The sequence below is a fragment of the Acinetobacter lanii genome (assembly GCF_011578285.1).
GTDB lineage: Bacteria > Pseudomonadota > Gammaproteobacteria > Pseudomonadales > Moraxellaceae > Acinetobacter > Acinetobacter lanii.
This window is the reverse complement of the sequence record NZ_CP049916.1, coordinates 2,728,203-2,750,540: the sequence shown is the minus strand read 5'-3', so window position 1 is coordinate 2,750,540 and position 22,338 is coordinate 2,728,203. Positions and strand designations below refer to the sequence as shown.

The 22,338-nt window shown below is 41.8% G+C and carries 25 protein-coding genes; 10 read left to right on the top strand and 15 right to left on the bottom strand.

Going from position 1 to position 22,338, the window contains the following annotated elements:
- The first annotated feature begins 2 nt into the window (after window positions 1-2).
- The 3 genes from G8D99_RS12460 (at window position 3) to G8D99_RS12450 (ending at window position 4,027) form a co-directional block, all read left to right on the top strand.
- Window positions 3-1,160 carry an acyl-CoA dehydrogenase family protein gene (locus G8D99_RS12460; protein WP_166326411.1) on the top strand — a complete coding sequence of 386 codons (1,158 nt, stop codon included), beginning with the start codon at window positions 3-5 and terminating at the stop codon, window positions 1,158-1,160.
- Window positions 1,161-1,171: 11 nt separating this feature from the next.
- Window positions 1,172-2,008, top strand: coding sequence for an enoyl-CoA hydratase/isomerase family protein (locus G8D99_RS12455; protein ID WP_166326409.1), 837 nt, complete (start codon window positions 1,172-1,174; stop codon window positions 2,006-2,008).
- A 78-nt stretch (window positions 2,009-2,086) separates the two neighbouring features.
- Window positions 2,087-4,027, top strand: coding sequence for an acetyl/propionyl/methylcrotonyl-CoA carboxylase subunit alpha (locus G8D99_RS12450; protein ID WP_166326407.1), 1,941 nt, complete (start codon window positions 2,087-2,089; stop codon window positions 4,025-4,027).
- A 61-nt stretch (window positions 4,028-4,088) separates the two neighbouring features.
- Here G8D99_RS12450 and G8D99_RS12445 read toward each other — a convergent pair whose 3' ends face one another.
- From G8D99_RS12445 to rplM, 5 genes are all read right to left on the bottom strand, one after another.
- Window positions 4,089-4,739: a hypothetical protein gene (locus G8D99_RS12445; protein ID WP_166326406.1), complete on the bottom strand. Its 651-nt coding sequence runs from the start codon at window positions 4,737-4,739 to the stop codon at window positions 4,089-4,091.
- Between the two features lie 21 nt (window positions 4,740-4,760).
- Window positions 4,761-5,195, bottom strand: a complete 435-nt coding sequence (locus G8D99_RS12440; RefSeq protein ID WP_166326404.1) for a ClpXP protease specificity-enhancing factor — start codon at window positions 5,193-5,195, stop codon at window positions 4,761-4,763.
- Between the two features lie 104 nt (window positions 5,196-5,299).
- A complete protein-coding gene (locus G8D99_RS12435; protein WP_166326402.1) occupies window positions 5,300-5,953 on the bottom strand; it encodes a glutathione S-transferase N-terminal domain-containing protein in 654 nt (217 codons plus the stop codon).
- 322 nt (window positions 5,954-6,275) lie between these two features.
- Window positions 6,276-6,662 (bottom strand): 30S ribosomal protein S9, encoded by a 387-nt coding sequence (gene rpsI / locus G8D99_RS12430; RefSeq protein ID WP_166326400.1) that lies wholly within the window; start codon window positions 6,660-6,662, stop codon window positions 6,276-6,278.
- Between the two features lie 12 nt (window positions 6,663-6,674).
- The gene (gene rplM / locus G8D99_RS12425) at window positions 6,675-7,103 is read right to left on the bottom strand and encodes a 50S ribosomal protein L13 (RefSeq protein WP_004695096.1); all 429 of its coding nucleotides are present in this window, start codon (window positions 7,101-7,103) and stop codon (window positions 6,675-6,677) included.
- A 346-nt stretch (window positions 7,104-7,449) separates the two neighbouring features.
- On the opposite strand from rplM, the gene pdxA reads away from it, so the two are divergent.
- Genes pdxA through G8D99_RS12410 form a run of 3 tightly spaced genes read left to right on the top strand, consistent with a single transcriptional unit; the run spans window position 7,450 to window position 10,116 of the window.
- Window positions 7,450-8,418: a 4-hydroxythreonine-4-phosphate dehydrogenase PdxA gene (gene pdxA, locus G8D99_RS12420; protein ID WP_166326398.1), complete on the top strand. Its 969-nt coding sequence runs from the start codon at window positions 7,450-7,452 to the stop codon at window positions 8,416-8,418.
- 33 nt (window positions 8,419-8,451) lie between these two features.
- On the top strand, window positions 8,452-9,264 hold the full coding sequence (gene rsmA, locus G8D99_RS12415; protein WP_166326396.1) for a 16S rRNA (adenine(1518)-N(6)/adenine(1519)-N(6))-dimethyltransferase RsmA: 813 nt from the start codon (window positions 8,452-8,454) through the stop codon (window positions 9,262-9,264).
- 6 nt (window positions 9,265-9,270) lie between these two features.
- A complete protein-coding gene (locus tag G8D99_RS12410; protein WP_166326394.1) occupies window positions 9,271-10,116 on the top strand; it encodes a symmetrical bis(5'-nucleosyl)-tetraphosphatase in 846 nt (281 codons plus the stop codon).
- A gap of 64 nt (window positions 10,117-10,180) precedes the next feature.
- Here G8D99_RS12410 and G8D99_RS12405 read toward each other — a convergent pair whose 3' ends face one another.
- The 6 genes from G8D99_RS12405 to G8D99_RS12380 form a co-directional block, all read right to left on the bottom strand.
- Window positions 10,181-10,630 carry a DUF2147 domain-containing protein gene (locus G8D99_RS12405; protein WP_166326392.1) on the bottom strand — a complete coding sequence of 150 codons (450 nt, stop codon included), beginning with the start codon at window positions 10,628-10,630 and terminating at the stop codon, window positions 10,181-10,183.
- A gap of 221 nt (window positions 10,631-10,851) precedes the next feature.
- Window positions 10,852-11,304, bottom strand: coding sequence for a DUF2147 domain-containing protein (locus G8D99_RS12400; RefSeq protein ID WP_166326390.1), 453 nt, complete (start codon window positions 11,302-11,304; stop codon window positions 10,852-10,854).
- 89 nt (window positions 11,305-11,393) lie between these two features.
- Window positions 11,394-12,068 carry an LrgB family protein gene (locus G8D99_RS12395; protein WP_166326388.1) on the bottom strand — a complete coding sequence of 225 codons (675 nt, stop codon included), beginning with the start codon at window positions 12,066-12,068 and terminating at the stop codon, window positions 11,394-11,396.
- A 12-nt stretch (window positions 12,069-12,080) separates the two neighbouring features.
- The gene (locus G8D99_RS12390; protein WP_166326386.1) at window positions 12,081-12,452 is read right to left on the bottom strand and encodes a hypothetical protein; all 372 of its coding nucleotides are present in this window, start codon (window positions 12,450-12,452) and stop codon (window positions 12,081-12,083) included.
- A gap of 43 nt (window positions 12,453-12,495) precedes the next feature.
- Entirely contained in the window at window positions 12,496-13,827 is a 1,332-nt protein-coding gene (gene hflX, locus G8D99_RS12385; protein WP_166326384.1) for a ribosome rescue GTPase HflX, read from the bottom strand.
- Between the two features lie 108 nt (window positions 13,828-13,935).
- Complete coding sequence (locus G8D99_RS12380) at window positions 13,936-14,073, bottom strand: hypothetical protein (RefSeq protein WP_166326382.1); 138 nt, start codon at window positions 14,071-14,073, stop codon at window positions 13,936-13,938.
- A 192-nt stretch (window positions 14,074-14,265) separates the two neighbouring features.
- On the opposite strand from G8D99_RS12380, the gene G8D99_RS12375 reads away from it, so the two are divergent.
- Window positions 14,266-15,063, top strand: a complete 798-nt coding sequence (locus tag G8D99_RS12375) for a lysophospholipid acyltransferase family protein (RefSeq protein WP_166326380.1) — start codon at window positions 14,266-14,268, stop codon at window positions 15,061-15,063.
- Window positions 15,064-15,141: 78 nt separating this feature from the next.
- On the opposite strand, the gene G8D99_RS12370 is transcribed toward G8D99_RS12375, so the two are convergent.
- Window positions 15,142-16,770 carry a phospholipase D family protein gene (locus G8D99_RS12370; protein WP_166326378.1) on the bottom strand — a complete coding sequence of 543 codons (1,629 nt, stop codon included), beginning with the start codon at window positions 16,768-16,770 and terminating at the stop codon, window positions 15,142-15,144.
- A gap of 97 nt (window positions 16,771-16,867) precedes the next feature.
- Here G8D99_RS12370 and G8D99_RS12365 point away from each other — a divergent pair, with 97 nt between their 5' ends.
- Entirely contained in the window at window positions 16,868-17,896 is a 1,029-nt protein-coding gene (locus tag G8D99_RS12365) for a metallophosphoesterase (RefSeq protein WP_166326376.1), read from the top strand.
- 66 nt (window positions 17,897-17,962) lie between these two features.
- Here G8D99_RS12365 and G8D99_RS12360 read toward each other — a convergent pair whose 3' ends face one another.
- Both G8D99_RS12360 and trhA read right to left on the bottom strand, forming a co-directional pair.
- Window positions 17,963-19,270: an MFS transporter gene (locus G8D99_RS12360; protein WP_166326374.1), complete on the bottom strand. Its 1,308-nt coding sequence runs from the start codon at window positions 19,268-19,270 to the stop codon at window positions 17,963-17,965.
- 181 nt (window positions 19,271-19,451) lie between these two features.
- Window positions 19,452-20,093, bottom strand: a complete 642-nt coding sequence (gene trhA / locus G8D99_RS12355) for a PAQR family membrane homeostasis protein TrhA (protein ID WP_166326372.1) — start codon at window positions 20,091-20,093, stop codon at window positions 19,452-19,454.
- 101 nt (window positions 20,094-20,194) lie between these two features.
- On the opposite strand from trhA, the gene G8D99_RS12350 reads away from it, so the two are divergent.
- A complete protein-coding gene (locus G8D99_RS12350; RefSeq protein ID WP_166326370.1) occupies window positions 20,195-21,412 on the top strand; it encodes a class I SAM-dependent methyltransferase in 1,218 nt (405 codons plus the stop codon).
- Between the two features lie 76 nt (window positions 21,413-21,488).
- Window positions 21,489-21,923 (top strand): GNAT family N-acetyltransferase, encoded by a 435-nt coding sequence (locus G8D99_RS12345; RefSeq protein ID WP_166326368.1) that lies wholly within the window; start codon window positions 21,489-21,491, stop codon window positions 21,921-21,923.
- Window positions 21,924-22,006: 83 nt separating this feature from the next.
- Here G8D99_RS12345 and G8D99_RS12340 read toward each other — a convergent pair whose 3' ends face one another.
- Window positions 22,007-22,324: a hypothetical protein gene (locus G8D99_RS12340; RefSeq protein WP_166326366.1), complete on the bottom strand. Its 318-nt coding sequence runs from the start codon at window positions 22,322-22,324 to the stop codon at window positions 22,007-22,009.
- Between the last annotated feature and the right edge of the window lie 14 nt (window positions 22,325-22,338).

The following is a 22,338-nucleotide window of genomic DNA, read 5'->3' as shown; positions in this document are numbered from 1 at the left end:
AAATGAAATTTACATCAGAACATGAAGCATTACGTCGTACCACACGTCAATTTGTTGAAAATGAAATCAATCCATTTACGGGAGAGTGGGAAGCCGCAGGTCAATTCCCGATTCATGAAGTCTTTAAAAAAATGGGGGATTTGGGCTTACTCGGTATTTGTAAACCTGAAGAAAATGGTGGTTTGGCTCTAGATTATTCATATAACTTGGTGGTGGCTGAAGAACTCGGTCGAATCAATGTCGGTGGTGTTGCACTGGCAATGGGCGTTCAAACCGATATGGCCACGCCTGCGATTGCACGTTTTGGTTCTAAAGAACTTCGTGATGAGTTTTTAACACCCGCTGTTGCAGGTGAAAAAGTGGCTGCGATTGCAGTATCTGAAGTGCAAGCAGGTTCAGATGTAGCCGCACTGAAAACCACAGCAGTCAAAGACGGGGATGATTACATTATCAATGGTCATAAGATGTGGATCACCAACTCATTGCAAGCTGACTTTTTCTGTTTATTGGCCAATACCTCAGATGGCAAACCGCATTTCAATAAGTCCATGATTATTGTCCCTGCAAAAACACCAGGGATCAGCTTCTCTGAACCTTTAGATAAATTGGGTATGCGTTCAAGTACCACGGCACAGGTGTTTTTTGACAATGTGCGTGTCCCACAGCGTAACTTGGTGGGTACTGAAGGCATGGGCTTTATGATGCAAATGTTGCAGTTCCAAGAAGAGCGGATGTGGGGTGCAGCCAATGCCATGGGCGGTATGTTGAACTGTATTGAAAAAACCATTCAATACACCCGTGAACGCACGACTTTCGGTCAGCCATTGATTAACAATCAATACATTCATTTCCGTTTTGCAGAGTTGATGACAGAAGTAGAAGCATTGAAAGCACTGACCTATCGTGCATGTGAGCTACATATTGCAGGTGAAGATGTCACACAAATTGCATCGATGGCGAAACTCAAAGCAGGTCGTTTGACCCGTGAAGTGGCAGACAGTTGCTTACAGTTCTGGGGCGGTAATGGCTTTATGAATGATAACCCAGCGGCACAGTTCTATCGTGATGGACGTTTAGTGTCAATTGGTGGCGGTGCGGATGAAATCATGTTGGGTATCATCTGTAAATTGATGGATACCTTACCGGGTAAGCGCAAATAAGGAGCTTGAACATGACTGATTCACATCCTTTAAATGCCGTGCTTGTTGATGACAGCATTAAATTAGAGCAACAAGGTTCAATTTTAAAGATTTGGTTAAACCGCCCTGAAAGTCGTAATGCCATGAGCCTAAACATGGTGAAATCGATTATGAGTGTCTTCAATGCGATTGCTGAGGATACCTCGATTCGTGCAGTGGTGTTCCGTGGGCATGGTAATCATTTCTGTGCAGGCGGTGACATTAAAGACATGGCAGGCATTCGTGCCGCTGCCATGAATGAAGGCAGCAATAAACCCTATATCGATTTTAACCGTACCTTTGGTGCCATGATTGAACTGGTTGATCAAGCACCGCAAACGGTGGTGGCGATTTTAGAGGGGGCAGTGCTTGGTGGTGGATTTGGTTTAGCTTGTGTCTCTGACGTGGCGATTGCCCATCAAAATGCGCAATTTGGTTTACCTGAAACGGGATTAGGTATTTTGCCTGCACAAATTGCACCCTTTGTGGTGAAGCGTGTGGGCTTAACCCAAGCACGTCGTTTGGCGCTTCTGGGCGCTCGTTTCGATGGTGAAAAAGCATTGCAGTTTGGTGTGGTGCATGAAGTGGCACATGATGAAAGTGAACTTGAGCAATTGCTTGAAAGCACGCTTGAACAAATTAAACGTGCAGCACCGCTTGCCTCTCGTGCAACCAAAGCACTGTTACATCGTGCATCGACACAAGAGGCTTTAGGTGGACTACTGGATGATGCCGCTGCACAGTTTGCTGATGCCGTGAACAGTCCTGAAGGCATGGAAGGCACCATGGCATTTATTCAAAAAAGAAAACCGACTTGGGCAGACGAGTAATCTATTTACACTGCAAAACCAATAAAGCATAACGACCTTCTTGGATGAAGAAGGTCATATAAAAATAGTGGTGATCATATGGCTTTTTCTAAAGTATTAGTGGCAAACCGTGGTGAAATTGCTGTGCGCGTGATGCAAACAGCCAAAGCAATGGGGTATCGAACAGTTGCAGTGTATTCAGATGCAGATCAACATGCACGTCATGTACAGGCAGCAGATGAAGCGGTGCATATCGGTCCGTCAAAAGTATCGGACTCTTATCTGTCTATTCCCAATATTATTGAAGCCTGTAAAAAAACAGGTGCAGACGCCGTACATCCCGGTTATGGATTCTTATCTGAAAATACCGATTTTGCAGCAGCCTGTGAAGCCAATGGGATTACTTTTATCGGTCCACCATCAGGTGCGATTGAACTGATGGGTAGTAAACGTCTGTCTAAAATTGCCATGATTCAAGCCGGTGTACCGTGCGTCCCTGGTTATGAGGGTGATCAACAAGACATCGAATTTTTGGCAGAACAAGCACGTAACGTCGGCTTTCCACTGATGGTAAAAGCTTCAGCAGGGGGCGGTGGTCGAGGTATGCGTTTAGTGCATCAAGAGTCAGATTTGCTTGAAGCCCTTAACACCGCACGTTCTGAAGCGGAAAATGCTTTTGGTTCTGGTGAACTGATTATTGAAAAAGCGGTGATTGCACCTCGTCATGTGGAAATTCAAGTCTTCGGCGATACCCATGGCAATTATGTGTATCTGTTCGAGCGAGATTGTTCGATTCAACGCCGTCACCAAAAAGTTGTGGAAGAAGCACCTTGTCCTGTGATGACGCCTGATTTGCGTCAACGTATGGGTGAGGCAGCTGTAGCCGCAGCACGTTCATGTGACTATGTCGGTGCAGGTACGGTTGAATTTCTACTGGATGCTTCAGGTGAATTCTACTTCTTGGAAATGAACACCCGTTTGCAAGTAGAACATCCTGTAACGGAATTGATTACAGGTCTAGATTTGGTGGAATGGCAACTCCGTGTTGCCAATGGTGAGACATTACCGCTACAACAATCTGAGCTAACCCTAAAAGGTCATGCGATTGAAGTTCGACTATATGCAGAAGATCCACGACTCGATTTCTTACCACAAACAGGGAAAATTTTACGCTGGAAACCCGCAGAGTCTGCCAATGTGCGGATTGACCATGGCATGTTATCCCAAGGTGAAATTAGTCCTTTCTATGACCCGATGGTGGCGAAAGTCATTGCTTATGGTGAAAACCGTAATGATGCGATTCGTACCCTCGCACGTGCTGTAGAACAAAGCATATTGTTGGGTGTGAATAGCAATAAAGAATTTTTGGTGAATCTACTTCGCCATCCTGTGGTGGTGAAAGGGGATACCAATACCGCTTTTATTCAAGAACATTTCCAACAAGATGTCAGCTTAAATAAACAAAATTTGCAGCTAGAAACTTTGGCGTTGACTGCGGCACTATTTACTAATGCGTCCACACAAAGCAGTTGGAATACCGGCATTGCTTTAACCTTGCCTTTAAAGCTGCGTTACGACGATCAAAAACTCGAATTGATTGTGAAGCGTGATGGCAATGATGTCTCGGTTGAAACGTGTGGTGAATCTGCAACGATTCAGTTGGTGGAGCAAAATGATGAACAACTGATTTATGTGATCAATGGTGTACGTCGTAAAGTCGATTATGTGGTGGAGGGTAACTTTGTTTACCTCGACAGCGCCAATGGTAATGTGGCTGTTGAAAATATCACCTATTTGCCGCCTGAAACGGCAGATGTGGCAGGTGATGGTAAAATTCGTGCGCCGATGGATGGTGCAATCATCAATGTGGTGGTCAATCCGGGCGATACGGTCAGCAAAGGTCAAACCTTATTGATTTTAGAAGCGATGAAAATTCAGCAACAGATCAAGTCCGATGTTGATGGGGTGGTTGGCGAAATCGTGGGTCAAGTTGGACAGCAGGTGAAAAAGCGTCAAATTCTGCTGAATGTAGAGATCTAAACTCACCATATACATAAAGAAAAAGCGACCTTAAGGGTCGCTTTTTCTTTATTAATTTAAATTATGCAAAAATATTGGCCAGTGCTGAATATAGAATCCATAAGATTACCAACGCAACCACTGGCTCTAACACTTTGGCCCATGTTGGGACAGTTGCAACAACTGGTTCAACGATCTCATGTGTATCTGCGTGCTGATTGTTAACCATGTGGCTAAACTCCTTCATTGTTTCATCCAATGATAACGCTTCTTCTACAATTGGTTGAGAGCCAATCAGCTCATTTAGCTCATTCGTTGACCAAACCCAATTTTTGGCCTTGCCTGAGAGGTGTTCAATTTGTCCAAGCAGCAATTCACGCATTCCACGTTGCTTATATTGACCGGTTTGATCGAGTTGTTTCAGTTCATTCAGTTGTAAATGTAAAATTTCACTGGTGGCATGCTCAAGTTCAGACTTGGGCAAAGTCGATTCATTTTTTGTGGAAGTGGTCAGATGTCTTGATACTTCTTGTACGTACAGTTGATCTTGCGAATAAATTTCTTGATAGATTTTGTTTTCGTCTTTACGCCATAAGCTGATCAGTTTACCTAAGGTTAATGTATTGATTTCATTTAAGTAGGCGCAACGCTCTTCAGCAGGATATTGGCTGAGAAGCTGAGGCTTTTGAATCTTTATCTGCTCAGCAAAATAGTGTACTAAATCAAAAGCCATCAATTTCTCCTTATTCTAAGTCTAATCTAAAATTCTTAGACTTGGTTTTTTCTTCACGGGTTCTGTTTGTTGTGTTTCTTTCTGTTTTGATTCTAAAGTATTTTGCTCATCTTGTGCATTGCTATATTCATCTGGATCAAAGAATAATCCTTGACCATTTTCTTTTGCATATAGCCCAAGTACTGCATTAAATGGCACATAAATGTCTGTAGATAAACCACCAAAACGGGCAGAGAAGGTGATCGCATCATTGCTCATATGCAATTTATGCACCGCATGAGGCACAATATTCAGCACAATTTGACCATCTTGTACAAATTGCGTCGGTACATCGGTATAAGGTTTGGTCGCATCGACCATCAAATAAGGGGTTAAATTATTGTCGCAAATCCACTCATAGATTGCGCGCGCAAGATATGGACGTGTAGGGCTTAAATTCAATTCTTGATCAGACATTTGAAATAACTCTTTGTTGATTTGCTCACGAACAGCAGTGAACGATAATAGGTATTAAACAATAGTAATCCGTTAATCCAGCCTATGCCACTTTTAGCGCAAGATTAAGCGGCTTTGATTAAAGCACTGTAACGACTTTTTTCTTGGATCGTTAGCGACTTGATAAAGGCAGGACGGCTAAACACCCGTTGGCAATACAGTAAAATCGGACGACATTGTTGTTTGGGTAATTCAATGCCCATGGCTTTTAGGCGAATAAAAATAGGTGCTAGCATACAGTCCAAAATGCTAAAGCTTTCAGACATAAAGTACGGATAATGTTGAAATAATGGGGTGAGCGAGATCAACGTATCTTTCAATTGTTTTTGCGCTTTCAGCTTTTCTTTTTCATCTAGGGTGTCGGGATGACACAACATAATATCGGCAAGTTTCAGCCAATCATTCTCTAAGCGCCAAATATATTGACGTTGTTCAGCACGCGGCGCAGGCGCATCTGCATAAAGTTTATTTTGACGGTAACGATCATCGAGGTATTCAGAAATGATCGAAGCATTGAACAGCTTTAAGTCATTTTCCAGCATCATTGGTAGACGGTTATAGGGATTCAATGTGGCTAAATCCTCATCTTCGTCATCGGCAATAATCAAATGATGTTTGATTTGCTTTTCAGCCAACAAGAAACGAATCCAATGTGAACGAAAATCATCTGCATGGCTATAAAGCGTAATTCCTTGAAGTGGAGTGTTCTCGACAGACATAGATATGAACTAGGCAGAATGAATCAGTTAGGATACTAAAAATCAACTGAAAAAGCACGATGTTGCGGGTGATGATTGAATCACCGAGTTGAATTCAAAATAATAAAGAGGTGATTCAAGATGCTACAACTGATGTTTATTTTATTGATTGTCATGGCGGGCTATTTAAATTATCGACTGACCAAATCCTATTGGTGTAATGAGGGTGTTTGGGGCAACGATGTTTATGAACAATAAGTTCCATTGAAACTTTTAATAAAAATATAGCCATAAAAAAGCCTTGGAAAATCCAAGGCTTTTTTTGTCCGATTCGGTAAACGAATTAACGTTTAGAGAATTGAGGACGTTTACGCGCTTTACGTAAACCAAGTTTCTTACGTTCAACTTCACGAGCATCACGAGTAACGAAACCAGCTTGACGAAGAGCAGGTTTTAAAGTTTCGTCAGAAGCGATCAACGCACGAGTAATACCGTGACGGATAGCGCCAGCTTGACCACCGATACCACCACCAGCAACAGTGATGTAAAGGTCAAATTTTTCAGAAACTTCAAGAAGTTCTAAAGGTTGACGAACAACCATACGAGCAGTTTCACGACCGAAATATTGCTCAAGAGTACGGTTGTTGATTACGAGTTTACCAGTACCAGCTGATAGGAAAACACGTGCAGTTGCGGTCTTACGGCGACCTGTACCATAATTAGTAGCCATGTGCTGTATCCCTTAGATGTCCAAAACTTGTGGCTGTTGAGCAGCATGTGGATGCTCAGTACCCGCATACACTTTCATTTTCTTGATCATAGCATAACCAAGAGGACCTTTTGGTAACATACCTTTAACAGCTTTTTCTAAAACTGCTTCTGGTTTGTGAGCGATTAACTTTTCAAAGTTAGTTTCGCGGATACCACCAGGGAAACCAGTGTGGCGATAATATTTTTTATCAAGTGCTTTTTTACCAGTCACTTGAATTTCTTCAGCATTGATTACAACGATGTAATCGCCAGTGTCAACGTGAGGAGTATAAGAAGTTTTATGCTTACCGCGTAAACGACGAGCGATTTCAGTCGCAAGGCGACCTAAAGTTTTGCCAGAAGCATCAACAACATACCAGTCGTGTTGAACTTCAGCTGGCTTAGCGCTGAGAGTTTTCATTAACCACTACCTATTATAGTTGGTTTGGACGGTGGAGTCTGTCCAAACAAAAAGGAGACCGAATTCTATCGAAAATTACATAGAATTACAATCGAAATATAAAATTTCAAGCGGTGTATTCTATCCGAATTTGTAATCGATGGAAAGTGTTTAAAAGCTAATCACTGCGGGGATTTTCAATTGTTTCGTAAAGCGTGATTTTAATCACACTATTGGCTTTCTTCTACAGGTTTTAATTTATGCCAAGCCATGAAAATACTCGAACTTTACTCTAATCTTCTGAATTTGAAATCGTTATGTTACTTCTAAGGTATATAATCAAGTCGTGGGCAAAATGAGGTGATATATGCTTCCTTTATATGTGACAAGTGGTGAACCTGCGGGAATTGGCCCCGATATTTGTTTAACTTTGGCCGATCGAGTGGATGAACATCCAATCGTGGTGCTGGCTGATCTTGATATGCTGAAAAAACGCATTGAAGTTTTGGGCAAGCATGTTGAATTGATTGAATATCAGCATCAGTCATCCTCTGCTTTAAAAGGGCAATTGTTGGTTGAGCATGTGCCTCTAGCTCAAGAGGTGGTACTCGGCGAACTCAATCCACAAAATGCTGCATATGTATTAGAACAACTGCGCCGCTCTGCTGAATATGCCATGTCAGGCAAAAGTGTTGGCGTAGCGACGGCGCCGGTACAAAAGTCAGTGATCAATGATGCGGGGATTCACTTTAGCGGCCATACTGAATATTACCAAGAGTTTGCAGGTGTCGAACGGGTAGTGATGATGCTTGCCACTAAAACATTAAGAGTTGCTTTAGCCACTACGCATTTAGCACTTCGTGATGTCCCCGATGCCATTACCAAACAGCGCTTACATCAAGTCATCGATATCTTAATTCATGACCTAAAAACCAAATTTAAGATTGATCAGCCCAATATTTTAGTTTGTGGTTTAAACCCACATGCCGGTGAAGATGGGTATTTGGGTATGGAAGAAATTGAAGTGATTAATCCTGTATTACAACGTTATCGTGATCAGGGTATTCAGATGAGTTTAAGCCTGCCTGCCGACACCTTATTTACCCCTGAAAATTTAAAAGATGCCGATGCGGTTTTAGCGATGTATCACGATCAGGGTTTACCTGTGTTAAAATCTCAAGGATTCGGGGAAGCCATTAACATTACCTTAGGCTTGCCTTTCATTCGTACATCAGTTGACCATGGTACAGCACTCTCCCTTGCAGGCACTGGACAAGCCAAAAGTTCAAGTTTGCATGTTGCTGTCGATTTAGCGCTAGATTTAGCACGTCACTGATTTTGTATCATTTATTCACGTTGGAAATGTTTTATGTATCAAATTAATGCCTTAAACCCAAAAGAAGAAGGGCATCAGGCTCGAAAACGATTTGGTCAAAACTTTTTACATGACCAACGTGTCATTGCCAAAATCGTGCGTTCTGTCAATCCGCGTCCGGGTGATAATGTTTTAGAAATTGGTCCGGGTTTGGCAGCATTGACCTCACCGTTGATTGGTGAATGTGATGCCTTAACGGTACTTGAGTTAGACCGTGATTTGGCTGCAGGCCTACCGGGTCGTGTGCCATATCCTGAACGTTTGACCATTATTGAAACCGATGCATTACGTTACGACTATTCACAGTTGTTCCAAGAAGGTCGTCCACTACGTGTGGTAGGTAACTTGCCATATAACATTTCGACGCCTTTACTGTTCCATCTCTTAGAGTTTGGTGGGCAAGTGAAAGACATGCACTTTATGTTGCAAAAAGAAGTGGTCGATCGTATTACTGCTGCACCGAATACCAAAGAATATGGTCGTTTGTCAGTGATGATTCAATATTTCTGTAAGCCAACGTTTTTGTTTGAAGTGCCACCGGGATCATTTAATCCGCCGCCTAAGGTCACTTCAGCTGTGTTTCGTTTAGAGCCGTATAAAGACAAACCGATTGTGGCGAAGAATGAAAAAGCTTTGGCACGTTTGGTCTCACATGTATTTACTCAGCGCCGTAAAACCTTGCGTAACAGCTTAAAAGGCATGTTGGCTGAAGATGGTTTTGAAAAAGCCGGTGTCGATCCAATGGCACGTCCTGAGACTTTAACCTTAGCTCAGTTTGTGGCTTTATCTGACAATATGGTGGCTTAAATTCTGATGACACGTACAATTCGATATAATTATGTGATTGGTGATGTGCAGGGCTGTTTTGAAGCGCTGAAAGCCTTATTGAAAAAAATTCAATTCGATGCAGATCAAGACTTTATTTGGTTTGCAGGGGACTTGGTTGCTCGAGGTGAAAACTCGGTCGGTGCACTACGTTTTATTAAAAAGTTAGTGGACAATGGCGTTGCAGCAACAGTGCTAGGCAATCACGATCTGAATTTATTGGCGGTTGCACGTGGTATCAAAGAGATTAAAGACAAAGACAACACCCGTGATGTGATCAATGCTTTAGAAAGTGATGATTTGATTGATTGGTTGCGTAAACAGCCGCTATGTTTATTTCCAAATGAGCAGACGATTTTGACTCATGCCGGTGTTCCATGTATGTGGTCTGCCGAGCAAACGGCTGCTTTGGCTAAAGAAGTTGAGGCTATTATCTCAAATGATGATTTTGAAGTGCTTGATGGCTTCTTAAAAGAGATGTATGGCAAAACGCCGGATCTATGGTCTGAGGATTTAGAGGGCAATGCTCGATTGCGCTGTATTACCAACTATCTAACGCGTATGCGATTGACTGATGAACATGGACGTTTAGAGTTTAGTTTTAAAGATAGTTTGAATGATCCGATGCCTGAAGGTTTTCAGCCTTGGTTTGAGTTTCAATCAAAAACGACTGAAACGCATCAGATCGTTTTTGGTCATTGGGCTGCATTACAAGGCAAAACCATTAGTGCTCAAATCCAAAATGTGGATGGTGGATGCGTATGGGGCAATCAATTGATAGCTTATCGTTTAGAAGATCAGCAGTTATTCGCCGTTGATAATCCAGTGATCTAAACTCAAGTATAGCGAATCAAAAAAGCCACGTCCTGTGGCTTTTTTTATGAGAACAAACTCCAAATCAAGGCGAGTCTCTAATCCAGGTTTGACTACGACCAAGCGCAGACACACCGATATAGCCACGCATTTGTAAGCGTTTACCATTTGGGCTTAATTTGGCTTTCATCGCATAAATTTTGCCAGACAGCGGATCTAAAATTTTGCCACCCGTAAAATTATTCTCTTTGTCATGTTTTAAACCCTTTAATACATCTAAACCTAAAATTGGTTTCTCAGTATACGGCGGTGGACAATTGACACATTTTTCTTTCGGGGTGTAACCCGGTAAAGGGGTAATCTTGACGATTTTACCGGTATAACTGTTATTGCTTTCCTTGCGAATTTCAATTAGCGCCTTAGATGTTCCGGTTTGATCATCGATTTGACGCCATGTCCCCGTAATATCTTGTGCATAAACCACGGATGTCAATGTAAATAGATTAAATATCGAAATTAAGGCTTTTTTTATCATTTCATATCCATTGAGTGATAATTGGTTAAAAAGCAACTTAAAATATAAAGAAAATAGAACAAAAAAACAACAATTATATGCAGGGAATCAAAACTTATGATCGAGCGCGGAAATTAAAAATAAAGCCACTGACGTGGCTCTATTGGATTTGGGATATGAAGAGGATGTTAAATAGAGATTTAATTCAATGCCCATTTAATTAATTGCAGACCTGTTGAGCTTTAGTTGTGTTGGCGAATCCAAGTTTGGCTGCGCCCGAGACTTGAAACACCCATAAAAGCTCTCAGCGTTAGTCGATTGCCTGACTCATTGAGTTTCGCTTGTGCTGAATACACTTTACCTGCCAATGGATCGATGATACTGCCTTTGTTATAGAGTTTTTGATTGGCTTGTTGTGTCAAACCTTTCAATACATCCATACCCAAAATCGGTGTATTGCTATAAGGCGCTGGACAATCATTGCAACGTTCACGTGGGGTATATCCCGGTAAAGGGGTGACTTTAATAATTTTGCCTGTATAGGTGTTATTCGCTTCTTTACGAATCTGAATGAGGGCTTTAGGGGCGCCTGATTTGTCATCAATTTGTTGCCATGTGCCGGTAATATCTTTGGCAAAAACACCACTGCTTAGTGTGGCTAAAATCACAGTTAAGCCAAATTTATTGAATCCCATCCTGTATCCCTCATTTCCTTAAGCGATTAATGTGGTCCTATCATACGGTGGAAAAATACACTAATCAATCATGTGAAAGGTGTAACAAGTCACATTTTATTCAAAAAGATAATAAAAGTTGGCAACCAGATCGCGGTAAACACAGCATTAACCGCCATTCCGAACGCTGCATAGCGTCCAGCCACACTGCCACGTTGCCAAGCCTGCGCTGTACCGATGGCATGGGCAGCCAAACCAAGGGCTAAACCAGATGCACGTTCATCATTAATATTACGTAAAATCACCGATGAAAATGCTGCGCCAATGGTGCCAGACAGGATCACAATCAAGATCACCAAGGTCACAGGGGAGTGCAACAGTTCTGCAATATTGATCGCAATCGGCGTGGTGACGGCACGAGTCGCAAAAGCCATAATGGTTGAATCTGCCATGTGCAGTAGATAAGCCAAACTCATGGGTAGCGCCACCGCACTGACGCTGGCAAAGACCAAGATGCCGAACATGGCTTTTAGGGGCAGATCGTCATACCGCATTGCAGCCAAGGGAATTGCTAATGCCACTGTGACATAGCCCAATAAATGGCTAAATAAGCCATTCATGTTTTGGTTATAATTTTCATAGGGAATTTTGAAGATCAACAACAAGCCAATCACGATAAACATCCCAATCACTAAAAGTGGCACTTGTGGAAAGCGGCGGTTGATGGGTTTTGCAGCCAAATAAGCGACTAAGGTCAAGATAAAACCAATTAAAATACTGAACATTGCAAATTCCTTTTAGAGCCACTTTTTCGCGATTTTTGCGTAGATCCAGAGTGGTATCAGCGTACTGACCACCAATACCAATAAAAATAGTGGGATATCCTTACCCATCTGCACCAACATGATCAGAGAGCCTGCACAGATCGGTAAAAAGGCAAAACCACTTTCTTTCATCAAGCGGTTGGTGGTGTCGACCAAGCGTTGCGGCAAGCCTGTGGTCATTCGCCAGATAGTTAGCAGAATCAGCAGACCAATTAAACCTGCCAAATTGCCGAGTTCAGGATGATGAAATTGGCTCGTGACCCAGACCGCAAGTTCGCGAAAACCAATAATTAAGATAAGTGTGCCGATCCACGCTGGCCAGTCGATATTTTTAATCCATTGCATAATTATTAAACTTTAAAATTCCACTTATCACGTTTTAACGCATTTAATCTTTTATTTCAAACTCTTCGAGTACTCTTTTGAATTGTTGTGCTTTTTCACCGAGGATTTCATCGATCGGTAAATGATTTTGTTTGATCAATTGTTCCAGTTTATGCGGTGCCATGGTGACCCGTAAATTGAGATTGCCTTGATCATCATAATCTTCGGCTTGAATCACATTCAGTGCATAGAGCTGAGTTCTGATTTTTCCATAGGCCGGTTTAAGCACCACGTTGAACGTTTGAATCTGTCCCATCAAGCATTCTTGCACGGCTTGTTTAAGCAGATCTAAGCCTTGCTGGCTGTGTGCTGAAACATAGACACGATCAGGTAAGTGTGGTGCCGCATACACGATCTTGGCTTCTTCACCGGACTGATCGATCTTGTTATACACTCTCAGGGTCGGCACATCGGTGCCAATTTCTTTCAGCACTTTTTCAACCGCTTCAATTTGCTCTAATTTATCTGGACTGCTGGAATCAATCACGTGCAAAAGTAAGGTTGCTTCAACGGTTTCTTCTAAAGTTGCCTTAAAGGATTCCACTAAGGCATGCGCAAGATTTCGCACGAAGCCTACGGTATCTGCCAGAACTAAAGCACCTATACCATCCCAATTTAAGCGTCTTAACGTCGGGTCAAGGGTGGCAAACAGTTGATCGGCAGCATAAACATCGCTTTCTGCCAAGATATTAAACAGCGTAGATTTACCGGCATTGGTATAGCCGACCAAAGACACGGTGGGAATCGCAGCTTTTTGACGTGCTGCACGACCTTGGATACGGGTCTGACGCACTTTTTCAAGTTTGTCTTTAAGCTGAGAAATGCGTAAACGTAATAAACGACGATCTGTTTCAAGCTGGGTTTCACCCGGGCCACGTAAGCCAATACCGCCTTTTTGCCCATCGAGTCCCATACGGCCACCGACCAAACGTGAGGACAAATGATCAAGTTGTGCCAATTCGACTTGCAGTTTACCTTCATGGGTGCGTGCACGTTGCGCAAAAATATCCAGGATTAAACGGGTACGATCAATCACACGACATTGAATGATGCGTTCTAAATTACGTTCTTGAGACGGTGTGAGTGAATGATCAAAAATCACAATATCAGCTTCTAAATGCTTGGCGATCTCTGCAATTTCTTCAGCTTTACCCGATCCGACAAAATATTTAGGATCGGGCTTGATACGCTGTGCTTGAACATGCTCAAGAATCTCTGCCCCTGCAGATTTTGCCAATAAGTGAAACTCTTCTTGGTCAAGATCATCTAGTATATTCACTGCAACGCTGACCAAAACTGCACGTTCACTTGCTTGATATTGTTCAAAATCTTCCACTAAATCCTGTCTCCACAACCAATATGCATGATATTAAACATTCATTTTAGTGGAAAAACGCAAGCTAAAGGAAAATAGATCGATTTGAGTGAATCTTTACATTTTCAATCAGACTAAGAATTGGCGAATAACATAGGCAAACAACAACAAGAAACTCGCCAGTGCCATCACAGTGCCTGAGATCAGTTTCAGCGCATCCACTATCGAAATTTCAACTGATTCCTCTACTACAGTATGCGATTTCATTGACCTAGCAATCCTTATTAAAATCTAAATAGTCGATAACAATACCCTATTTAATGATCTAAATAGATTGAAATTGCATTTATGAATCCGCACATCCGGTTTTTATAATCAATGCAAGCCAAGCTTGAAACGTATAGAATACGACAAAACACAGGATGAAAAAGCTCAAGACTTTTGCTTAGTGATGACTCTATGACCCAAACGCCTTCAAATAAGATGAATCTATTTTCTAAAGCGATGTTATATACCCATAAGCTGGCAGCCGGTACCGCTGCGGTCAGCGAAGGGTTTTATCTTATTTTTAGACATCAGATGTACAAAGAACCCAACAATCCTAAAAACACCCGCTATGTGCAGCATTTCTGTCGTCGGTTGTGTCAGGTGTTTAATATCGATGTGCAAGTGCATGGCACCATTCCGCGTGACCCTGCCTTGTGGGTGAGTAATCATATTTCATGGTTAGATATTGCGGTACTCGGTTCGGGTGCGCGGATTTTCTTTTTGGCCAAAGCTGAAATTGAAAATTGGCCGATCTTTGGCAAATTGGCTAAAGGTGGCGGCACGTTATTTATCAAACGTGGTTCAGGTGATTCGCTCAGAATCAAAGAACAAATTACTGGATTTTTAAAACAGAATATTCCGGTGTTATTCTTTCCTGAAGCCACGACTACAGATGGCAGTCGTATCAAAAAAATTTACGGCCGAATTTTGGGTGCAGCCATTGATGCCGGGCGTCCTGTACAAATTTGCTTAATTTGCTATGTTAATCAGCAGGGTCAGCTCGATACCGTGGCACCATTTATTGGCGATATCAGTTTTGGAGAGCATGTTAAATCAGTGTTAGAGATGCCGAAAGTGATTGCCCATTTAAAGGCCTTGCCTGCGGTGGATGTGACAGGGCATACGGTAGAATCACTGACCCAAGAAATTCAGCATAGAATGGAACAAGGCTTGGCAGAATTACATCAAGAAGTCTTAGTCCAAGCATAGAAATCTGGTGTGCTGTACAAAAAACCCACTTCGCTTGAAGTGGATTTTTTTTGATTCTAGATGACTAATTCCTAGAGCTTACATAAAGCCTTCAAGCGGCAACCATGAAATCATTTTCACCCCGGCTTTTTGCCACCACTTCATTTTCGGTTCTTTGGTGAGCGTCTGTTCGCCTGTTGGGGTTTGATATTTCCAGTTGATTTTGTCGTTTGAATCTAAAACCAATTTATAGGCATATTTTCTTAAGTTTTGATCCATGGTGCTGTGCACCGCATTGGCCAAAGGTTTACTGTCTAAAATTACCCCAATTTCAGTATTCAGGTTGGAGGAGCGAGGGTCGAAGTTAAACGAACCAATAAACACTTGCTTGTCATCCAGTGCCATCATTTTGGCATGTAAACTGGAACGACTCAGACCTTTCAGACTGACTTTGAGCTGCTTTGAAATCTCGATATTGTTTTTATTTTGAAACTCTTCAGGAATGGCGGGCAAGAATTCATACAGTTGCACGCCGCTTTTCAGCAAACTTTCTCGATATTTGGCATAAAAGGCATGTACCAATGCCACGTCATTGGCTTTAAACGAGTTGGTAAGCACACGAACATTAACGCCATCTTCCGCCAATTTTTTCAAATGCTGTTCGCCTTTTTTCTCAGGTACGAAATAGGCGGAAATAATATCGACACTTTTTTCTGGTTTTTGCAAACGTTGCACCAATTGGAAGTTTAAGTGTTCTTCTTTTTTGGCTTTAGATTTGATTTTTTCCGGTGAGTCTTTAATCACTTGAGCCTTGACCCAATCCAATTCAACGTCATTGCTCAACCATTGATTAAAGTCATGACTGCGATTGCTTAAATTGAGATAATTCTGAATCGATGCGCTTTGATAAAACTCAGTCAGTTGCGATTTAAGTCCTTCGTAGCGCAAAGTGTACTGCTTATGATTGACAATTTGGCGCACAGGATAGGCATAACTGTGGTTCCAGTATTCATCAAAAGAATGGGTAATATCATCGACCGCTTGACCGACCAACATTACATCCACATCAGAAAACTGATAATTTTCACTGACGTTATAATATTGGTTACTCATATTACGTCCGCCAATCAGGGTAATCTGATTGTCGGCGGTAAAGGTTTTATTGTGCATTCGACGGTTGATTCGCTTTAAATCGATGATCATTTCCATCGGGCGTAAACGTCGGAAGCGGTAGGGGTTAAACAGTTTAACCTCAATATTTTGATGCTGATCTAAAGCCAGATAAATCGCTTCCATGGATTTGGCATTGTTATCATCCATCAGTAAACGGACTTTAACGCCACGATCTGCCGCTTGAATAATTTTGTATAAGGCCAATGAGCCAATGGTGTCATTGTCCCAAATATAATATTGTAAATCTAAAGTCTTTTCTGCTTTATCAATCAGTTGCAAACGCGCTGCAATTGCTTCCATCGGCTCATACAAAATATGATAGCCGGTCAATTCAGGATTTTGTGTTTTTAAAGGCTCAATGATTTTGGCCAAACTGGTTTGATCCGTATTGACATCATACGCATATTGCGGGGTTAAGCTTTGTTGTTTAGGTAGGGTATTACATGCAGGCAAGCCAAGAATCAGACAAGAACTGAGCAGCAACACGGCTTTTTTTGACGTTGAGAAAGGGGTCAAAGTTGCCGATGAAAGAGAGGTTTTGTGGGTGTCTTGCATAATCTATTCTGAGAACTCGCTGTGCTAGAGTATAATTGGCAGCAGTGGAAAGATAAATAAAGTCATCAGAGCGCAGTACGCTCAAAAGAGATTGAATATGTGGACAGCAAATACCATTCTTAATGTATTTTACATCAGCTTTGGCTTGCTCGCCGTATGGGGCATCGCTCAAGCCTGGATGAGCCAATCTCGAACTGAAACCATTCATCCGTTTAAAGCCTTTGTCCATTTGTTGGCATTTTACCTGTCTTATTTGCTAATTCCATTGTTCTTTTTTAGTCTTTTTGCAGGCTGGATCGGCACTTTTTCCCTGCATCAAAGTATTTTTGTTTTCTTACTCAGTGGTTTATTGATTTATGCGCGTTTTATTGAACCGCATACTATTAAAATCAATCGCTTAAAATACAATCTAACATCAAATGATCCTTTTGATACAGAAAATCAGACTAAACGCCCGATTAAAGTCGCGTTAATTGCCGATTTACACATTGGATTATTTTCAGGGCATGAGCGTCAGTTGAAAATGATTGTGGAAAAAATCAACCAGCAACAACCAGATCTAGTAGTGGTAGCCGGCGATTGGACTTATGAGCCTGAAAATAAATTGGCAGATGAATTGGCGGTGTTAAAACAGATTCAAGCACCGGTATATTCAGTCAACGGTAATCATGATGAACAATATCCGGGACCCCCGATTCAAGCCTTGTTAAAGCATGCTTTAGAAGTCAATAACGTGATTGATATTGAAGGCAAGATTGTTGAATTTGATGATTTTCGTTTAATTGGGATTGGAGATTTATGGGCGGGTAAAGCCGATATGCGCTATATGCCCGAACTACCGCAAGATAAACCGTGGCTGATTCTGTCGCATAATCCCGATACCGTGGATATGGTACCCAAACTGCCCACACATCCTCTGATGCTTTCAGGGCATACCCATGGTGGACAAGTCGAGTTACCGTGGCTAACTAACTATGTCATGAAGAAAGTTTCAATTTTGGGTCATAAACGTGGTTTATATCAGCATGAAAATGCCAATGTCTTTGTGTCTGTTGGTACCGGAATGGTCGGTGTTCCATTTCGCTTTCGTGTACCCCCGATGATCGATATCATTGAAATTTATTAAAATATATACAGCTTAAAAAATAAAAAAGCCGGCAAATGTGCCGGCTTTTTTATGCTGAATCAAATATTAAATTTGATTGTTTACATCATCATTTTTGGTTTCACGTAGCATCATAAAAGCCAGCATCGACAGAATAGACGCCGCTGTTAAGTAATAACCGACTGAATATAGACCATAAGTTGTTGCCAGCTTGGTTGCGATAAGAGGGGCAAAAGATGCGCCCAAAATACCGCCCAAGTTAAAGGTTAATGCTGAACCGGTGTAACGCACTGACGTTGGAAAAATTTCTGACAACACCGTACCAATCGGACCATAGGTTAAACCCATGATGCCGAGACCAATACACAAGAACAGTAACACGATCAAATGATTGCTTGATTCCAACATATCTGCAAAGAACAAACCAAAAATCGCAGCCACAATACATACGCCAATCGAAGTGGTTTTACGCCCAAATTTTTCAGCCAAAACTGCTGAAAGTGGAATAAATGCGGCAAAGCAGAGTGTTGCAATCAGTTGTAATTGTAGGAAGTCACCACGGTTGTAGCCGAGTTTAGTGGTGGCCCAGTTCAAGGCAAAGACTGTAGTGAGATAGAACACGACAAAGGTACATATTGCCGCGATCGTGCCCAAGAATAACTGTGGGAAATGTTTAGTGATCACAGTCATGAATGGAATATTCACTTCTTTTTGCTTATCTAAAACTTTTTGGAAAGCTGGGGTTTCATGCAGTTTTAAACGAATCCATAAACCCACGATCACCAATAAAGCACTTGAGATAAACGGAATACGCCAGCCCCAAGTCATGAATGCTTCTTCACTCATGAAGGCACCTAAGGTCAGGAATGAACCGGTCGCCAAAATAAAGCCAATCGGTGCACCCAGTTGTGGGAACATGCCATACCACGCACGTTTACCTTCTGGTGCATTTTCTGTTGCCAGTAACACTGCACCTGACCATTCACCGCCCAAACCTAAGCCTTGTCCTAAACGGCACAGTGCCAGCATTAAAGGTGCTGCAATCCCAATTTGTGCATAAGTCGGTAATAAACCAATACACACGGTTGACAGCCCCATGGTGAGTAGTGCAGCAACCAAGGTGGCTTTTCGTCCGATTCGATCTCCCAAATGACCGAATAAGGCTGCACCAATCGGACGTGCAATAAAGGCAATCGCGAAAGTGGCTAAAGACTGAATGGTGGCAGTGGTGGGATCTGTACTTGCCGGGAAGAACAGATGTGGAAAAATAATGACTGCGGCAGTCGCATAAATATAAAAATCGAAGAATTCGATCGTTGTTCCGACCAAGCTTGCGGTCAAAACACGAAATTTAGAATTAGCAGGTTGTGCTGTTGTTGCTGTCGTTGACGCCATGAGTATCCTTACACTTCATAAAATAGATAAACTTTGAAGATCAAATTAATTTTTAACTACAGTTTTTTAGAGCAACATTATTTTAAAAGTGGCATTTTTAAGAAAGGCGTAATTTCCTAAAAAATAATTCACGCCAAGGGTATTGATGGAATAGGGTGACTATTCCATCAATATTTTCCAATTAAATCACGTACAGATAAATGCTGAGGAAGTGTGATCCTGCACCCATCAGTACAAAAATGTGCCAGATTGCATGCGTGTATCTTACCTTTTTTAAAGCATAAAACAATGCACCCACGGTATAAGCCAGTCCACCAATCACCAAAAGGGTCAAACACTCATGGCTCAAATATTGTTTCATATCGTCCATCACCAATACCGCAAGCCAACCCATCAATAGGTAAGCAATCAGCGAGATCTTTTGAAAACGATGAATGAACACCAATTTAAACAGCGTACCAATCAGCGCAATGATCCATAAGGCAATCAATAAATACTGGGCTTTTGCCGTGGGTAAAGCGATCGATAAGAACGGGGTATAGGTGCCTGCGATCAAATAATAAATTGCGGTATGATCAAGTTTTTTAAACCATGCGCGCTTATATTCATCGGTTGAAAAATGGTAAATCGCAGAGCTTGAAAACAGTAACACCATGCTAAAGGCATAGACACACAATCCAAAGAATTGACCGGTCGGTAGATAACTGCCTTTGATGAGCATTAAAATGCCTGCAATGAGTGCCAGTAGCGCTCCAAAAGCATGACTAAACGCATTGATTTTTTCTTCAAGAGGGTCATAACTTTGAAGGATGGTTTTGCTCATTGTTGGTATATTCTTAAACAGTACAATTCCATCATAATCAAGTTTTACCTTTAAAGTAAGACGCTTTAAAATAGCCGCTTAGATTGATTTGAGTTTTGACTATGTCACAGGTGGCTTTCCCGTATATTCAGGAACAAGAATTTTTGGATGCTGTTCAGCAAGCCATTGTAAATCAAAAGATTGATCGCTTGGTCTTAAGCCAATACAAAGGGGAATTGGTTGACTTACTGAAAATTACCATACGTGTGATTCAGTTAAACAATGCATTCGTCTTAAATGCGGTCTACCGACATAAAACCCAAGACATCACCAAAAACTACCCGCTCAATGAATCCGAAGCGATGCTGAGTGAACTGATTTTAAAGTGTAAGCAAGCCAATCTGTTCACCACAGATGAAGAAGTGCAACTGAAAAAGAACAAGAAAAAAGCCCTGTTGACCCGTAGTCAAGGTAATGCAATTGCTCAAGGTGACCCTCAGCAAGGCCATGATCGAAGTAAACATCGTTTTGTCGATCAAGACAGCGTGTTTCTGCAACATTTGGGTATTACCGATGCGAAAGCACAGGTGATTCCAAGCATGGCACGTAAGTGGAAACAGATTAATAAATTCGTGGAAATTTTCTCAGGCGCCGTTGATCAGATCCAATCCAATGATCGTGCTTTGAAAGTGGTGGATTTTGGATCAGGGAAAGGTTATTTAACCTGTGCACTTTACGACTATTTGCAAAACAATCGCTTAAAACCATTTGTCACAGGTGTAGAGCTGAACCCTAAAATGGTCGAGTTCTGTCAAAATGTGGCACATGCATCTGCTTTTGATCAACTGGATTTCTTCCAAGGCGATGTTCGTACCTATGCCCCCGAACATTTGGATGTGATGATTGCCTTACATGCCTGTGATGTGGCAACCGACTTTGCCATTCATACCGGTATTCGTCTCAACGCACAAATGATTATGTGCGCGCCGTGTTGTCATAAGGAACTGCGTCCACAGCTTAAAGCCCCAATGGTGTTGCAACCGATGTTGCAGTTTGGGATTCATGCCGGACAACAAGCGGAAATGCTCACCGATACCATTCGTGCGTTATTGCTTAAAGCCTATGGCTATGAAACCAAAGTGTTTGAATTTGTGGCCTTGGAACATACCAGTAAAAATAAAATGATCTTGGCGATTAAACGTAAAGACTTTACTGAACCTGATGCTACGGTTTTGGCACAGATTCAAGCACTCAAAGAGATGTACGGGATTCAAAAGCATTCACTTGAGTTATTGTTGAATGATCAATGGGATCAACAAGACATTGGCTGTAAATGTTAATTTGATCGGTCATACGAAAATAAAGCAGTCTTTAGGCTGCTTTATTTTTTATTGAAAAATCTCGAGGCTAAGCATCATGATAGATTTTAAAATTCAAGCCGGCAGTTGGAGCGAATTGGCTCAAGATGCGATGCAGATTCGCAGGGACGTGTTTATTTTAGAACAACACATTCCTGAAGATGAAGAGTGGGATGCATTGGATGCAAGCGCTTTACATTTTGTGGTTTATGTCAAAGAGAAGAATCAAGTTCAAGCAATTGCCACAGCGCGACTGTTAGCCAATAACAGCATTGGACGAGTTGCGGTATTGAAGGCGTATCGAGGACAGGGCATTGGACGAATCTTGATGTTAAAGATCATTGAACAGGCGAAATTTGAGCAACGAGTAAGCTTAAAGTTGTCATCACAAGTGCATGCGATCCCGTTTTATGAAAGTTTAGGCTTTGCTGTGCAAGGGGATGAATATTTGGATTGTGGTATTCCACATATCGACATGACGCTCAGCATTTAGTGGGATTTGAAATCGTATCGCTATAAAAAAGGCTCATCCATGTGAGCCTTTTTCAATGATCGAACACATCCTATCTTAAAGCATTATTGCGCTTTGGCTTCACTCGCCACCGCAGCTTTGTCCATATTGGCATGCTCTTCTTCAGTCATGTTCATTTCAGCCGCCGTGGGTTGATCCATGTTGGCATGTTCTTCCTCGGTCATCCCCATTTCAGCTGCGCTTTGCCCTGAACCATGATTCATGTTGTGACCATTTTTTGCATCTTGGCTTGGCATATAGTCCGGTTCATTGGTCACAGCCAAATAGAAAAATGCTAAAAATAAACAGCTTAGGATAACAGCCACATAAACCCATGGAGAACGCCAAACTGATTTTTTAGTAGAAGAAGATGCATCACTCATGATGAGGAGTCCTA